Here is a 15,813-nt window from a genome sequence, read left to right as displayed (position 1 = left end):
CGTGGCAAAAGCTCCAAAACGCGCCTTTGTTTGTAATGAATGCGGGGCCGATTATCCGCGCTGGCAGGGGCAATGTAGCGCTTGCAACGCCTGGAACACCATCACTGAGGTGCGCCTTGCGGCATCGCCGACGGTGGCGCGTAACGAGCGGCTCAGCGGCTATGCCGGTAATGCTGGCGTGGCAAAAGTGCAGAAGCTGGCGGATATCAGTCTTGAAGAACTGCCACGTTTTTCGACCGGATTTAAAGAATTTGACCGTGTGCTGGGCGGTGGTGTCGTGCCCGGCAGCGCCATTCTGATCGGGGGGAATCCCGGCGCGGGGAAATCTACGCTGCTGCTGCAAACGCTGTGCAAACTGGCGGAACAGATGAAAACCCTGTATGTCACCGGGGAAGAGTCTTTGCAGCAGGTGGCGATGCGCGCCCATCGGCTTGGTCTGCCGACGGCGAATCTGAATATGCTGTCGGAGACCAGTATTGAACAGATCTGCCTGATTGCTGAAGAAGAACAACCGAAACTGATGGTCATCGACTCCATTCAGGTGATGCACATGGCGGATATCCAGTCTTCGCCGGGCAGCGTTGCGCAGGTTCGTGAAACGGCGGCTTATCTGACACGCTTTGCCAAAACACGCGGTGTCGCTATCGTGATGGTCGGCCATGTAACGAAAGACGGCTCGCTGGCAGGGCCAAAGGTGCTGGAGCACTGTATTGACTGCTCCGTGTTGCTTGATGGCGACGCCGACTCCCGTTTTCGTACCTTGCGCAGCCATAAGAACCGTTTTGGCGCTGTCAACGAGCTGGGTGTTTTTGCCATGACCGAGCAGGGACTGCGGGAAGTCAGTAACCCTTCCGCGATTTTCTTAAGCCGGGGTGATGAAGTGACCTCTGGCAGCTCGGTGATGGTGGTCTGGGAAGGTACGCGCCCTCTGCTGGTGGAGATTCAGGCGCTGGTCGATCACTCCATGATGGCAAACCCGCGTCGTGTTGCCGTTGGGCTGGAGCAAAATCGCCTGGCTATTCTGTTGGCGGTACTGCATCGCCACGGCGGTCTGCAAATGGCTGACCAGGATGTGTTCGTCAACGTGGTGGGCGGCGTCAAAGTGACGGAAACCAGCGCGGATCTGGCGTTACTGCTGGCAATGGTTTCCAGCCTGCGCGACAGGCCATTGCCACAGGATCTGGTGGTGTTTGGCGAAGTCGGGCTGGCGGGGGAAATTCGCCCTGTGCCGAGCGGCCAGGAACGCATTTCTGAGGCGGCGAAACACGGTTTCCGCCGCGCCATCGTCCCGGCAGCCAATGTCCCGAAAAAAGTGCCGGAAGGGATGCAAATCTTCGGTGTCAAAAAACTCTCAGATGCGTTAGGCGTGTTTGACGACTTATAATTGCCTATATGTACTCGCCTCCCAGGCCTGAAAAGCGTAACGCCATCAGGCATGGGATGGTGAAAGTGCCGGATGGCGGCGATGCCTGATCCGGCCTACGATTTTTTTCAGCAGGAGGCACCTTTGTCAGCGTTCGACTACTTAAAAACCGCCATTAAGCAAAAAGGCTGCACATTGCAGCAGGTGGCCGATTCCAGCGGAATGACCAAGGGGTATTTAAGTCAGTTGCTGAATGCCAAGATTAAAAGTCCCAGCGCGCAAAAGCTGGAGGCGTTGCATCGTTTTTTGGGGCTGGAATTCCCCCGTATGCAGAAAAATATCGGCGTGGTGTTTGGTAAATTTTATCCCCTGCACACCGGGCATATCTATTTGATTCAGCGCGCCTGTAGCCAGGTGGACGAACTGCATATCATCATGGGTTATGACGACGCGCGCGACCGCGCCTTGTTCGAAGAGAGCGCGATGTCCCAGCAGCCGACGGTTTCCGATCGTCTGCGTTGGTTATTACAGACCTTTAAGTATCAAAAGAACATCCGTATTCATGCTTTTGATGAGGCGGGCATGGAACCGTATCCGCATGGCTGGGATGTCTGGAGCAACGGCATTAAGACGTTCATGGAAGAAAAAGGCATTCAGCCTAACTGGATCTACACTTCCGAAGAGGCCGATGCACCGCGGTTTCTTGAGCATCTGGGTATTGAAACCGTGCTGGTGGATCCGAAACGCACCTTTATGAGCATCAGTGGGGCGCAAATTCGTGAAAACCCTTTCCGCTACTGGGAATACATTCCCACCGAAGTGAAACCGTTTTTTGTGCGTACTGTGGCGGTACTGGGGGGAGAGTCGAGTGGTAAATCGACGTTGGTGAATAAACTTGCCAACATCTTCAATACCACCAGCGCCTGGGAATACGGGCGTGATTACGTCTTTTCTCACCTCGGCGGTGATGAGATGGCGTTGCAATATTCCGATTATGACAAAATTGCTCTTGGCCACGCACAATACATTGATTTTGCAGTTAAATATGCCAACAAAGTGACGTTTATCGACACTGACTTTGTCACGACCCAGGCGTTCTGCAAAAAGTATGAGGGACGCGAACATCCTTTCGTACAGGCATTGATTGATGAATACCGCTTCGATTTGGTGATCCTGTTGGAAAACAACACGCCGTGGGTGGCTGACGGTTTACGCAGTCTGGGGAGTTCGGTCGATCGCAAAGAGTTTCAGACGCTACTGGTATCGATGCTTGAGAAGAACAATATTGAGTTTGTGCACGTCGAAGAAGCGGATTATGACTCGCGGTTCCTGCGCTGTGTGGAACTGGTCAAAGAGCTGATGGGCGAGCGGGGATAAAAAATGGCCCTCCACAGAGGGCCATTCCGATTACTTCGCGATACGCTTGTACTTGATACGCTTCGGCTCCAGCGCGTCTGCGCCCAGCGTGCGTTTCTTATACTCTTCGTATTCGGTGAAGTTACCTTCGAAGAATTCGATCTTACCTTCATCCTGATAATCCAGAATGTGGGTAGCGATACGGTCGAGGAACCAACGGTCGTGCGAGATAACCATGGCGCAACCCGGGAATTCCAGTAAGGCGTTTTCCAGCGCGCGCAGGGTTTCGATATCCAGGTCGTTGGTCGGTTCATCGAGCAGCAGCATGTTGCCGCCAACCTGCAGCAGCTTCGCCAGGTGCAGACGACCACGCTCACCACCGGAGAGTTCGCCGACGCGTTTACCCTGATCAACACCTTTAAAGTTAAAGCGGCCAACGTAAGCGCGGCTTGGCATTTCGGTGTTGCCGATCTTCATGATATCCAGCCCGCCGGACACTTCTTCCCAGACGGTTTTGCTGTTATCCATCGCATCACGGAACTGGTCAACAGAGGCCAGCTTCACGGTTTCGCCCAGCGTGATGGTGCCGCTGTCTGGCTGCTCCTGACCGGACATCATACGGAACAGCGTGGATTTACCCGCGCCGTTCGGGCCGATGATGCCGACAATCGCCCCTTTCGGTACTGAGAAGCTCAGATCGTCGATCAGTACGCGATCGCCGTAGGACTTACGCAGGTTACTGACTTCAACGACCTTATCGCCCAGACGCGGTCCAGGTGGAATAAACAGTTCGTTGGTTTCGTTACGTTTCTGGTATTCGGTGTTATTGAGCTCTTCAAAGCGTGCCAGACGGGCTTTGCCTTTGGACTGGCGGCCTTTCGCGCCCTGACGCACCCACTCCAGCTCTTTCTCAATGGATTTACGGCGAGCCGCTTCCTGAGAGGCTTCCTGCGCCAGACGCTGGTCTTTCTGCTCCAGCCAGGAGGAGTAGTTGCCTTCCCACGGGATACCTTCGCCGCGGTCAAGTTCGAGGATCCAACCGGCAACGTTATCAAGGAAGTAACGGTCGTGGGTAATCGCCACGACAGTGCCTTCGAAGTCGTGCAGGAAGCGTTCCAGCCAGGCCACGGATTCGGCATCCAGGTGGTTGGTCGGTTCGTCGAGCAGCAGCATGTCTGGTTTTTCCAGCAGCAGACGGCAGAGCGCCACACGGCGACGTTCACCACCGGAAAGGGTAGCCACTTTCGCATCCCAGTCTGGCAGACGCAGTGCGTCAGCAGCACGCTCCAGCTGTACGTTCAGATTGTGGCCATCATGCGCCTGGATAATCTCTTCCAGCTTGCCTTGTTCCGCCGCCAGCTTGTCAAAATCAGCATCCGGGTCAGCGTACAGCGCGTACACTTCATCCAGACGTTTCAGGGCACCCACCACCTCGGCAACCGCTTCTTCGATAGATTCGCGAACGGTGTGTTCCGGGTTCAGCTTCGGTTCCTGCGGCAGATAGCCAATTTTAGTGCCAGGCTGTGGGCGCGCTTCGCCTTCGATATCGGTATCGATGCCAGCCATGATACGCAACAGGGTCGACTTACCGGCACCGTTCAGGCCCAGTACGCCGATCTTAGCGCCAGGGAAGAAGCTCAGAGAAATGTTTTTCAGAATATGACGTTTCGGCGGAACCACTTTGCCGACACGATGCATGGTATAAACGAATTGAGCCACGTTGGACTTCGCCTCTATGTTTATCGTGATGAATAAGAGTTTTCAAAGGCGAAGTGTAGCTGTTTTCACTGTCCAATCCCAGCTAGCAGATCTCACTCGCAGTAAAAGTAAAAAAGTGTCCGCAACATGGCGCAAATGCTAATGACTGGTTAGCATAAATTTATTACGTGGCATGAAGCTGCATTGACGTACATTGATTAGAGGAAGAGCTTGTGGACAAAGCCAAACAATTTACCTGGCGTCTTCTGGCGGCCAGCGTATGCCTGCTGACGGTGAGTAGTGTGGCAAGGGCTGATTCACTGGACGAACAGCGTAACCGCTATGCGCAAATTAAACAGGCCTGGGATAACCGACAGATGGATGTCGTTGAGCAGATGATGCCAGGACTGAAGAGTTACCCGCTGTATCCCTATCTTGAATACCGTCAGATCACTGACGATTTGATGAATCAGCCAACAGTGACGGTCACCAATTTTGTTCGTGCGAATCCGACGCTGCCCCCGGCGCGTACGTTGCAATCGCGTTTTGTGAATGAGCTGGCGCGGCGTGAAGACTGGCGAGGGCTCCTCGCATTCAGCCCGGAGAAACCCAGCACCACAGAAGCGCAATGCAATTATTACTACGCGAAATGGAATACCGGACAACCCGAAGAGGCATGGACCGGCGCAAAAGAACTCTGGTTGACGGGGAAAAGCCAGCCGAATGCCTGTGACAAATTATTTAGTGTATGGCGGGCTTCCGGTGCGCAAGATCCGTTGGCTTATTTAGAACGTATTCGACTGGCGATGAAGGCGGGCAACACGGGGCTGGTGACAGTGCTGGCCGGACAGATGCCCGCGGAATACCAGACTATTGCCTCTGCCATTATCTCTCTGGCAAATGATCCCAACAGCGTGATGACATTTGCGCGCACCACCGGTGCGACCGATTTTACCCGTCAAATGGCGGCAGTCGCCTTTGCCAGCGTGGCGCGTCAGGATGTCGAGAATGCCCGACTGATGATCCCTTCTCTGGTGCAGGCGCAGCAGCTCAATGAGGATCAAACTCAGGAGTTGCGTGACATCGTCGCGTGGCGACTGATGGGCAATGACGTCACCGATGAACAGGCGAAATGGCGTGACGACGCCATTATGCGTTCACAGTCGACGACGCTGGTCGAGCGTCGTGTCCGTATGGCGTTAGGAAATGGCGATCGCCGCGGGTTGAACACCTGGCTGGCGCGTCTGCCAATGGAAGCCAAGGAAAAAGACGAATGGCGTTACTGGCAGGCCGATCTGTTGCTGGAGCGGGGCCGCGATGCGGAGGCGAATGAGATCCTGCATGCGCTGATGCAGCAGCGTGGTTTCTACCCAATGGTAGCTGCACAGCGATTAGATGAAGAGTACATCCTGAAAATCGATAAAGCGCCTGATAATGTGGATTCGGCGCTGACGCAGGGGCCAGAAATGGCGCGGGTCAGGGAACTGATGTACTGGAATATGGACAACACTGCGCGCAGCGAATGGGCGAATCTGGTAAGCAGCAAAACCAAATCCGAACAGGCGCAACTGGCACGTTATGCCTTCAACAACCATTGGTGGGATCTCAGCGTGCAGGCGACGATCGCCGGCAAGTTGTGGGATCATCTGGAAGAGCGTTTCCCACTGGCCTATAAAGATCTTTTTACCCGCTACACCAGCAGCAAAGATGTTCCGCAGAGCTACGCGATGGCTATTGCGCGTCAGGAAAGCGCGTGGAATCCGAAAGTGAAATCCCCGGTAGGCGCCAGCGGTTTGATGCAAATCATGCCGGGCACGGCAACGCATACGGTGAAAATGTTCTCCATTCCGGGGTACAGCAGTCCGAACCAACTGTTAGATCCGGAAACCAATATCAATATTGGCACCAGTTACTTACAGTATGTTTACCAGCAGTTCGGTAATAACCGCATTTTCTCCTCTGCGGCTTATAACGCAGGGCCAGGGCGCGTACGTACCTGGCTTGGCAATAGCGCCGGGCGCATTGATGCCGTTGCGTTTGTGGAAAGCATTCCCTTTTCTGAAACGCGCGGCTATGTGAAGAATGTACTGGCTTATGACGCTTACTATCGCTACTTCATGGGCGGTAAGCCGACGTTGATGAGCGACACAGAATGGCAGCGTCGTTACTGATCGCTTCTGTTGTGGTATGCTATCGTACTCGTTAAAGAGTACAATCAGGGGAAGCGAATTCGTTTCCCCCCGCAATATGGCGATATTTTATGACCCAGCAATCCCCCTATTCAGCTGCGATGGCAGAGCAACGTCACCAGGAATGGTTACGTTTTGTTGAGCTGTTAAAACGCGCCTACGAGCAAGATCTGCATTTTCCACTACTGAATTTGATGATGACGCCGGACGAGCGCGAAGCGCTGGGGACGCGCGTGCGTATCATTGAAGAACTGTTGCGCGGCGAGATGAGTCAGCGTGAGCTGAAAAACGAACTGGGGGCGGGGATCGCGACGATCACGCGCGGTTCGAACAGTCTCAAGTCCGCGCCGGTCGAACTGCGCCAGTGGCTGGAGCAGGTGCTGCTGAAAAATGGCTGACTGTTGATGGCCGAATGGCGGCTTCACCTTATCTGGCCTACGGCGAAATATCATCTGTTTGCAGGCTGGGTAAGCGAAGCGCCATCAGGCAAAACACTATTGATACACCGCATTATGGAACGGACTTAGCGCCAGAATCACCGCCTGGTGATAGACGCTGGCGCGCGTTAACGTTCCGGCGGTAAACACGCCAATCGCACCTTCTTTACGCCCAATCTCATCAATGCCGGTATAGTGAGACATCACCGGGCCGAGCGCGTCTCCTGCCTGTACTTTCTCCAGAATGACGGCGGGTAACGGCAGGGTGGCTGAACGTGATTCCCCGCGCTGTTCGCGGTTTTCGATAACGACCCAACTGAATGTACTGCCTTCATCAATACCCGCTTCAATAGCGACCCAAAAGTCAGCCTGCGGGCGCAGGGCACGCGCGTTTTCTACGCGATTTCGTGCGCCAGCGCGCGTTTCCTGACTTCCAAAGGGTTGTTCTGGTACCCCACTCTCGACGGCGACGGATTCAATATGGCAGGATCCTTCACCGAAAATCTCGTTAAATGCCTGCAGAATTGCCTGAATTTTGGCGGGATTGGTGGTTGCTGAGACAACATGGTGCATAATCAGATTTACTCAGAAAAGAATGTCATCGCAGTATAACGGATAAAAAGCATGTTACAGGTATACCTTGTTCGCCACGGTGAGACGCAGTGGAACGCCGAGCGACGTATTCAAGGCCAGTCTGACAGCCCGCTGACCGCTAAAGGTGAGCAACAAGCCATGCAAGTGGGCGCGCGCGCCAAAGAGCTTGGCATAACTCATATCGTGAGCAGTGATTTAGGTCGCACGCGTCGCACGGCAGAGATAATCGCCCAGGCGTGTGGCTGTGATATCACCTTCGATGCTCGTCTGCGTGAGTTGGATATGGGCGTGCTGGAAAAACGGCACATCGATTCACTCAATGAAGAAGAAGAGAACTGGCGGCGCCAACTGGTTAATGGCACGGTCGATGGCCGTATTCCGGATGGCGAATCCATGCAGGAACTGAGTGAGCGCGTAAACGCCGCACTGATGTCTTGCCTGGAACTCCCGCAAGGCAGCCGGCCTCTGCTGGTCAGCCACGGTATTGCGCTGGGCTGTCTGGTCAGTACGATTCTGGGGTTACCAGCCTGGGCGGAACGTCGGTTACGCCTGCGTAACTGCTCTATTTCCCGCGTCGATTATCAGGAAAGTTTGTGGCTGGCGTCTGGCTGGGTTGTTGAAACCGCAGGGGACATCTCGCATCTGGACGCCCCTGCGCTGGATGAGTTGCAGCGTTAACGACGAATCGGAATCAGGAATTCGCAGCGCAGGTTAATAGGGCGATCGCTTGCTTTGGCATCATCTGCCGGGAAGTATCGCTCTATATCCTGCCCTTTACGGCGAGTCAGATTCAGCGTTGGCATGCATGTCCCGTAGACTGTCAGGATAAAGTCCTGAACACCGGTGCCCAACCCTTCATAAGTGAACATCACGTATTCACCCCCTTGCAACAGCACAGGGTGTCCGGCCTGCACATAACCGTCGGCTTGCTCTCGTGGTAAGGCCGTGGTGTAAAACACTTCCTGCTCGTCATCCTTCTCAATGCTTGGGCGCGATTCGTTAAGCCCATACAGCACAGGGGGGATTGTCGGCGCCTGGCTCAGGAAATCTCGCCAGAACTGAACGCGCATCTCGTGGCGGAAATCGGAAATTTGTTCCAGCGAACAGGAATAGCTCTGTGTGATGCCGAGCAGATGAGTGTCTTCCAGCGTGACAAACTGATGTTCAGGCAGGGTAAATTCGCCCAACCGCAGAGGAGGGCGGATCCCGAAGGAGCTCCACTCTGGAGAACGGCGATACAACGCGGGCGTTTGAGAGAATTGCTTCTTAAAAGCGCGTGTAAAAGTTTGTTGAGAATCGAAGCGGTATTGCAGAGCAATGTCCAGAATCGGACGCGCCGTCAGGCGCAACGCCACAGCGGATTTCGATAATCGACGGGCACGGATATACGCGCCGATAGCATGGCCCGTCACGTCCTTGAACATTCTCTGCAGATGCCACTTGGAATAACCCGCTTTTGCCGCCACATTGTCAAGCGACAGGGGCTGATCCAGATGACCTTCCAGCCAGATTAATAGGTCGCGAATAATGCCAGCCTGATCCATAAAATATCCTCATCCTTTCAACAACGAGTACCTGACATCAGGTAATCGGATAATAGCATTTTTTGCTGTTTTAGCATTCAGTGTTTTTTTTGCGCATAAATGCTTTTTTTCGTCAGTCGAAAGCGTGATTATTGTAATCCTGTGATCTGTAAACATTTTATTCTAAAATGTTTAATAATTGCACAGCGTAACATTTAGAAATGGTAACAATATGAAATATAAGAGCTTAGTAATATCCTCAATTCTGCTCATGATGACACATGTTGCGCATGCAGAGCAGATTGGTTCAGTCGATACCGTCTTCAAAGTGCTGGGGCCGGACCATAAAATAGTTGTGGAAGCGTTCGATGATCCCGATGTCAAAAACGTCACCTGCTATGTGAGCCGTGCAAAAACAGGGGGCATTAAAGGGGGACTGGGACTCGCTGAAGACACCTCGGATGCCGCGATTTCGTGTCAGCAGGTAGGGCCGATTGAACTGAGCGAAAGAATAAAAAACGGTAAGGCGGAAGGTGAAGTCGTCTTTAAAAAGCGGACTTCGCTGGTGTTTAAGTCATTACAGGTCGTCCGTTTTTATGATGCGAAACGCAACACACTTGCCTATCTGGCATACTCTGACAAGGTTGTCGACGGGTCGCCTAAAAATGCCATTAGCGCGGTACCCATTATGCCGTGGCGGGAATAACAAGGACGTCTATGCAACAGGAACGGGTCTGGTTGGTTGAAGATGAGCAAGGTATTGCCGATACGCTTATCTACATGCTGCAACAGGAAGGATTTGCCGTCGAGGCGTTTGAACGTGGGTTCCCCGTACTGGAACAAGCTCGTTCCAGACTGCCCGATGTCATCATTCTGGATGTAGGATTACCCGATATCAGTGGTTTTGAGTTGTGTAGAAAATTGCTGGAACGCCACCCGGCATTACCGATCCTCTTTTTGACCGCACGTAGCGATGAAGTGGATCGGCTTCTCGGGCTGGAGATTGGTGCGGATGACTATGTCGCGAAACCTTTTTCTCCACGGGAAGTGTGCGCCAGAGTGCGCACACTGCTTAGGCGCGTGAAGAAGTTTTCAACCCCTTCACCGGTTCTGCGTATTGGACAGTTTGAGCTGGACGAACCCGCGGCGCACATTGCCTGGTGCGGCATGCCGCTCAACCTTACGCGCTATGAATTTCTGTTACTGAAAACGTTATTGGCGTCGCCCGGGCGCGTTTACTCTCGTCAGCAATTGATGGATTTGGTCTGGGCCGATGCGCAGGATACCTTTGACAGGACGGTCGATACGCATATCAAAACGTTGCGGGCGAAGCTTAGGGCGATCAATCCGGACGTCTCTCCCATTAATACTCATCGTGGTATGGGATACAGTCTGAGGAGCGCCTGATGCGCATCGGTATGCGATTGCTGCTCGGCTATTTTCTGATCGTGGCCGTCGCCGCCTGGTTTGTACTGTCGATATTTGTGCAGGAGATAAAGCCAGGCGTGCGCAGGGCAACGGAAGGGACGCTGATCGATACCGCGACGCTGCTGGCGGCGCTGGCGCGAGATGATGTGCTCTCTGGCGATCCTGCACATGGCAGACTGGCGCAGGCGTTTAGCCATCTGCAGAACCGTCCCTTTCGCGCCAATATCAGCGGTATTAACAAAGTGCGCAATGAATACCATGTCTACATGACCGATACCCAGGGCAAGGTACTGTTTGATTCCGCAAATAAAGCGGTGGGCGAAGACTACTCGCGCTGGAATGATGTGTGGCTCACGCTGCGCGGACAGTATGGTGCGCGCAGCACACCGCAAATTCCTGATGACCCGGAAAGCACCGTGATGTATGTCGCAGCACCCATTACCGATGGCGGCAATATCATCGGCGTACTCAGCGTAGGTAAACCCAATGCGGCGATGGCTCCGGTCATTAAGCGTAGTGAACGGCGAATATTATGGGCGAGCGCCGTATTGCTGGGCATCGCATTAGTGATTGGCGTTGGGATGGTCTGGTGGATCAACAGCTCGATTGCCAGGCTGGCGCGCTATGCCGATTCGGTGACGGAGAATCAACCTGTAGCCTTACCAGAACTGGGCAGCAGTGAGCTGCGTAAACTGGCTCAGGCGCTGGAAAGTATGCGTCTGAAGCTGGAAGGTAAAAACTACATTGAACAGTATGTGTATGCATTAACGCATGAATTGAAAAGCCCGCTGGCAGCGATTCGTGGCGCTGCGGAGATCTTGCGGGAGGGACCGCCTCCTGATGTTGTCGCGCGGTTTACCGGGAATATATTGACGCAAAACGCCCGCATGCAGGTGTTGGTTGAGACCCTGCTACGCCAGGCGCGACTTGAAAACAGGCAGGATATCGCGTTGACGCCGGTGGCGGTCGACCCGCTGTTTATTCAGGTAAGTGAGGCCCGCAGCATTCAACTGGCCGCAAAAAATATCTCGCTGTATATCAGCCCTTCGCCGTATGTGGTTTCAGCCGATCCGGCATTGCTGGAGCAGGCTCTGGGGAATCTGCTTGATAACGCGATCGATTTTACGCCTTTGCAGGGGGATATTATCCTGAAGGCGGAAGCCGATGCGGAATTTGTCACACTCTTGATTTGCGATACCGGCAGCGGAATTCCTGATTTTGCGCTCCCGCGTATTTTTGAACGTTTCTACTCATTACCGCGTGAGAATGGGCACAAGAGCAGCGGTCTGGGACTGGCGTTCGTAAGCGAAGTGGCCCGTTTACTCAAAGGAGAGGTTGCATTGAAGAACCGTCCGGAAGGTGGTGTTCAGGCATCGCTGACACTTCACCGTCACTTCACATAACTTCAAATTCTCCCCACATAGCCGTTCTACTCTGCAGTCATTGCAAAGGAGAAAGGCTATGTTTAAATCCCCCCTGTTCTGGAAAATGGTCACGTTAAGTGGCGCGATATTACTGCTGTTGATTCCGTTGATAATGGTCAGAGAGATCATTGTGGAGCGAGCGGACTACCGCAGTACCGTCGAGGATGCGATTCGTCAAAGTACCAGTGGGCCGCAAAAAGTGGTTGGCCCGCTGATTGCCGTTCCCGTGACAGAGCTGTATACCGTCCTGGAAAATGAGAAAGAAGTTCAGCACAAGCGCAGCTACATCCATTTCTGGTTGCCGGAATCTTTGATGGTGGAGGGAAATCAGAACGTTGAGTCCCGCAACATCGGTATTTATGACGCTCAGGTCTGGCATAGCGATTTGTCGATGAAGGCGGAGTTTGATGCTACTCGCCTGAGCGAATTAGAGAGGCCGAATATCACCCTCGGAAAACCGTTTATTGTTGTGGGCGTAGGCGATGCCCGGGGGATCGGTGTGGTAAATGCACCGCAGGTGAATGGCACTACGCTGGCAGTTGAACCCGGTACCGGGCTTGCAGGAGGGGGGCAAGGTATTCATATTCCACTGCCGAATGCACAATGGGCAAAGACGAATCTGAGTCTGGCGTTTTCGCTAAACCTAAGTGGAACCGGGAGTTTTTCAGTGGTGCCGGTTGGGCGAAATAGCGAAATGACGCTGGTCAGCAACTGGCCCCATCCCAGCTTCCTTGGCGATTTCTTACCAACCAACCGTGAGCTGAGCGAGTCTGGGTTTCAGGCTAAATGGCAGAGTAGCTGGTTTGCCAATAACCTCGGTGAACAGTTTCCTGAGGCAGGAGAGACTGAAAAAATAGGCTGGTACAGCCTGCCGTCGTTCAGTGTCGCCGTCACCACACCCGCCGATCAGTATCAATTAACCGACAGGGCGACAAAGTATGCCATTTTGCTGATTGCGCTGACGTTCATGGCCTTTTTTATCTTTGAAACCCTGACGGCGCAACGCCTGCATCCTATGCAATATCTGCTGGTCGGGATGTCACTGGTCATGTTTTACCTATTATTGCTGGCGCTGTCTGAACATATCGGTTTTACGGCGGCATGGGGCGCTGCGAGTCTGGTGGGCGCGTTGATGAACGGTGTTTATTTACAGGCTGTGCTGAAAGGGTGGCGTAATAGTGTGTTGTTTACCCTGGCGTTATTGGCGCTGGATGGGGTGATGTGGGTACTGTTGAACTCCGCAGACAGCGCGTTGCTGCTGGGAACCGGCGGACTCCTGTTGGCGTTAAGCGGGGTGATGTTCCTGACGCGTCATTTTGACTGGTATTCGCTTTCACGTCCGAAGACGAATGAATCCAAACCTGCCCACGAAGATGAATTGCGTATCTGGAAATAGTGCTGGTGAGAAATGAAAAACGGCGCCAGGAGCGCCGTTTTTCATACCGGAAGTGTCAGGATTAATCCTGCAGGTCGCCGCAGAAACGGTAGCCTTCGCCGTGGATAGTGGCGATAATTTCCGGCGTATCCGGCGTTGATTCGAAATGTTTACGAATACGACGGATGGTCACGTCAACAGTACGGTCATGCGGCTTCAGCTCGCGACCGGTCATTTTCTTCAGCAGTTCTGCACGAGACTGGATCTTACCCGGGTTCTCACAGAAGTGAAGCATGGCGCGGAATTCGCTGCGTGGCAGTTTATACTGCTCGCCATCCGGACCAATCAAAGAACGGCTGTTGATATCGAGTTCCCAACCATTGAATTTGTAGCTTTCAACGCTACGGCGCTCTTCGCTGACGGTACCCAGGTTCATGGTACGAGACAGCAGGTTACGCGCGCGGATGGTCAGTTCGCGTGGGTTAAACGGTTTGGTGATGTAGTCGTCCGCACCGATTTCGAGGCCGAGGATTTTATCGACTTCGTTATCGCGGCCTGTCAGGAACATCAACGCAACGTTAGCCTGTTCACGTAGTTCACGAGCTAACAGAAGGCCGTTTTTCCCTGGCAAATTGATATCCATAATCACCAGGTTGATGTCATATTCAGAGAGGATCTGATGCATTTCCGCGCCATCTGTCGCTTCGAATACATCATAGCCTTCCGCTTCGAAAATACTTTTTAACGTGTTGCGTGTTACCAACTCGTCTTCAACGATAAGAATGTGCGGGGTCTGCATGTTTGCTACCTAAATTGCCAACTAAATCGAAACAGGAAGTACAAAAGTCCCTGACCTGCCTGATGCATGTCGCAAATTAACATGATCGGCGTAACATGACTAAAGTACGTAATTGCGTTCTTGATGCACTTTCCATCAACGTCAACAACATCATTAGCTTGGTCTGGGTACTTTCCCTCTGGACCCGACAGTGTCAAAAACGGCTGTCATCCTAACCATTTTAACAGCAACATAACAGGCTAAGTGATACCGGACACCCAATAAAACTACGCTTCGTTGACATATATCAAGTTCAATTGTAGCACGTTAACAGTTTGATGAAATCATCGTATCTAAATGCTAGCTTTCATCACAAAATTGCAGCAATCCAACTAGTTGCGCGACCTAACTAATAAATGTAATGAATCCAATGGATGCGCTTCATTTTAAATTAATTTATCCTAAATAAACAGAAGGATATGCAACTTTTATTAACATAATAATCGTTAGTAAACACAAGAAACAGTTTAGCGTCTTTTACTGAATGTGAAATGCTGATTCAGTGATTTTCGTTAAAAATTTGTAAATTCGCGCCGCGTAATATGATGATATGCATCACATTATTCCCCGCAGGCCAGTCAAAAAGAGTCTCATAAATGCGTTTAACAATCATCCTGGTCGCACCGGCCAGAGCGGAAAATATTGGTGCGGCGGCACGCGCCATGAAGACGATGGGGTTTACCGATTTACGTATCGTCGACAGCCAGGCCCACCTTGAACCCGCTACGCGCTGGGTCGCGCATGGTTCAGGTGATATTATTGATAATGTTAGTGTTTTTCCTACCCTGGCAGAGGCTCTGCACGACGTTGAATTTACCGTCGCGACGACCGCCCGCAGCCGCGCGAAATTTCATTACTATGCAACGCCGGCAGAACTGGTGCCCCTGTTGCAGGAAAAGTCTGGCTGGATGAATCACGCCGCGTTGGTTTTTGGACGCGAAGATTCCGGGCTGACAAATGAAGAATTGGCGCTGGCGGATGTGCTGACGGGGGTTCCGATGGTGGCTGATTACCCTTCGCTCAATTTAGGCCAGGCGGTGATGGTCTACTGCTATCAATTAGCAGGTTTAATGCAACAATCCATAAAAGAGACTGAAACATCTGATGAGTTTCAGTTGCAGGCATTACGCGCACGAATTGTAAGGTTATTGGGTTCTCTGGATGTGGCTGATGACATCAAACTGGCAGATTGGTTACAGCAACGCATTGGCATGTTAGGGCAGCGGGACACCGCAATGTTGCACCGTTTGCTGCATGATATTGAGAAAAATATAACAAAATAAAATCTCTAGCGAATGGTGTTTGATGGGTTTTTATTCTGGTTTCAAGTGGGGTTTCCCCTCTGTATTGGTTGAAAGTAAAGACGCAGGCAGCAGCACATGAACAAGTTTCGAAGTGTTACCAAATTAAAAATTTATTGACTTAAGTCATCAGATACTTTAACCAATATAGACAGACAGCACAGACAGATAAAAATTACAGAGAACACAACATCCATGAAACGCATCAGCACCATTATGACCACAACCATCACCATTACCACAGGTAACGGTGCGGGCTGACGCGTACAGGAAACACAGAAAAAAGC

General features: G+C 52.4%; 15 protein-coding genes, 1 pseudogene and 1 other annotated feature (1 of these 17 only partly in view). Of the genes and pseudogenes, 12 read left to right on the top strand and 4 right to left on the bottom strand.

Annotated features, from left to right (window positions below; genetic code table 11):
* Nucleotide 1 precedes the first annotated feature (1 nt).
* Nucleotides 2-1,384: a DNA repair protein RadA gene (gene radA, locus NNO04_RS02955; RefSeq protein WP_162380816.1), complete on the top strand. Its 1,383-nt coding sequence runs from the start codon at nt 2-4 to the stop codon at nt 1,382-1,384.
* A 123-nt stretch (nt 1,385-1,507) separates the two neighbouring features.
* Complete coding sequence (nadR, locus tag NNO04_RS02950) at nt 1,508-2,740, top strand: multifunctional transcriptional regulator/nicotinamide-nucleotide adenylyltransferase/ribosylnicotinamide kinase NadR (protein ID WP_271443416.1); 1,233 nt, start codon at nt 1,508-1,510, stop codon at nt 2,738-2,740.
* A 30-nt stretch (nt 2,741-2,770) separates the two neighbouring features.
* Here the strand turns inward: nadR and ettA are convergent, their stop codons facing one another.
* Nucleotides 2,771-4,438 carry an energy-dependent translational throttle protein EttA gene (ettA, locus tag NNO04_RS02945; protein WP_271443415.1) on the bottom strand — a complete coding sequence of 556 codons (1,668 nt, stop codon included), beginning with the start codon at nt 4,436-4,438 and terminating at the stop codon, nt 2,771-2,773.
* Nucleotides 4,439-4,650: 212 nt separating this feature from the next.
* Here ettA and sltY point away from each other — a divergent pair, with 212 nt between their 5' ends.
* Together sltY and trpR are read left to right on the top strand one after the other, a co-directional pair.
* A complete protein-coding gene (gene sltY, locus NNO04_RS02940) occupies nt 4,651-6,588 on the top strand; it encodes a murein transglycosylase (RefSeq protein ID WP_271443414.1) in 1,938 nt (645 codons plus the stop codon).
* Between the two features lie 89 nt (nt 6,589-6,677).
* Nucleotides 6,678-7,004 (top strand): trp operon repressor, encoded by a 327-nt coding sequence (gene trpR / locus NNO04_RS02935; protein ID WP_271443413.1) that lies wholly within the window; start codon nt 6,678-6,680, stop codon nt 7,002-7,004.
* Nucleotides 7,005-7,100: 96 nt separating this feature from the next.
* Here the strand turns inward: trpR and yjjX are convergent, their stop codons facing one another.
* Nucleotides 7,101-7,616: an inosine/xanthosine triphosphatase gene (yjjX, locus tag NNO04_RS02930; protein WP_271443412.1), complete on the bottom strand. Its 516-nt coding sequence runs from the start codon at nt 7,614-7,616 to the stop codon at nt 7,101-7,103.
* A gap of 51 nt (nt 7,617-7,667) precedes the next feature.
* Between yjjX and gpmB the strand changes: the two genes are divergently transcribed.
* Nucleotides 7,668-8,315, top strand: coding sequence for a 2,3-diphosphoglycerate-dependent phosphoglycerate mutase GpmB (gpmB, locus tag NNO04_RS02925; RefSeq protein ID WP_271443411.1), 648 nt, complete (start codon nt 7,668-7,670; stop codon nt 8,313-8,315).
* On the opposite strand, the gene robA is transcribed toward gpmB, so the two are convergent.
* Nucleotides 8,312-9,181 (bottom strand): MDR efflux pump AcrAB transcriptional activator RobA, encoded by an 870-nt coding sequence (gene robA, locus NNO04_RS02920; protein WP_271443410.1) that lies wholly within the window; start codon nt 9,179-9,181, stop codon nt 8,312-8,314. The genes gpmB and robA overlap by 4 nt on opposite strands.
* A gap of 211 nt (nt 9,182-9,392) precedes the next feature.
* Between robA and creA the strand changes: the two genes are divergently transcribed.
* From creA to creD, 4 genes are read left to right on the top strand one after another with little or no spacing between them, the layout of a single operon-like run.
* Complete coding sequence (gene creA / locus NNO04_RS02915) at nt 9,393-9,866, top strand: protein CreA (RefSeq protein ID WP_271443409.1); 474 nt, start codon at nt 9,393-9,395, stop codon at nt 9,864-9,866.
* Between the two features lie 11 nt (nt 9,867-9,877).
* The gene (gene creB, locus NNO04_RS02910; protein WP_271443408.1) at nt 9,878-10,567 is read left to right on the top strand and encodes a two-component system response regulator CreB; all 690 of its coding nucleotides are present in this window, start codon (nt 9,878-9,880) and stop codon (nt 10,565-10,567) included.
* On the top strand, nt 10,567-11,991 hold the full coding sequence (creC, locus tag NNO04_RS02905; protein ID WP_271443407.1) for a two-component system sensor histidine kinase CreC: 1,425 nt from the start codon (nt 10,567-10,569) through the stop codon (nt 11,989-11,991). Before creB ends, creC begins: the two co-directional genes overlap by 1 nt.
* Nucleotides 11,992-12,049: 58 nt before the next feature.
* Nucleotides 12,050-13,408 carry a cell envelope integrity protein CreD gene (gene creD, locus NNO04_RS02900; protein WP_271443406.1) on the top strand — a complete coding sequence of 453 codons (1,359 nt, stop codon included), beginning with the start codon at nt 12,050-12,052 and terminating at the stop codon, nt 13,406-13,408.
* A gap of 61 nt (nt 13,409-13,469) precedes the next feature.
* Here creD and arcA read toward each other — a convergent pair whose 3' ends face one another.
* Entirely contained in the window at nt 13,470-14,186 is a 717-nt protein-coding gene (gene arcA, locus NNO04_RS02895) for a two-component system response regulator ArcA (RefSeq protein ID WP_001194359.1), read from the bottom strand.
* A gap of 95 nt (nt 14,187-14,281) precedes the next feature.
* Here arcA and yjjY point away from each other — a divergent pair.
* From yjjY to thrL, 3 genes and pseudogenes are all read left to right on the top strand, one after another.
* A pseudogene (gene yjjY / locus NNO04_RS02890) lies at nt 14,282-14,421 on the top strand (protein YjjY).
* A 400-nt stretch (nt 14,422-14,821) separates the two neighbouring features.
* Complete coding sequence (locus NNO04_RS02885) at nt 14,822-15,508, top strand: tRNA/rRNA methyltransferase (protein WP_271443405.1); 687 nt, start codon at nt 14,822-14,824, stop codon at nt 15,506-15,508.
* A gap of 213 nt (nt 15,509-15,721) precedes the next feature.
* Entirely contained in the window at nt 15,722-15,787 is a 66-nt protein-coding gene (gene thrL, locus NNO04_RS02880) for a thr operon leader peptide (RefSeq protein ID WP_162381205.1), read from the top strand.
* Nucleotides 15,723-15,813: a sequence feature (Thr leader region), on the top strand (it continues 30 nt past the right edge of the window). (Overlaps the previous gene by 65 nt.)

This window comes from Citrobacter sp. Awk 4, from assembly GCF_028069725.1.
In the GTDB taxonomy this organism is placed as follows: Bacteria; Pseudomonadota; Gammaproteobacteria; order Enterobacterales; family Enterobacteriaceae; genus Citrobacter_D.
Note: the sequence above shows the minus strand (reverse complement) of the source record. Positions and strands in the feature narration are given on the sequence as shown.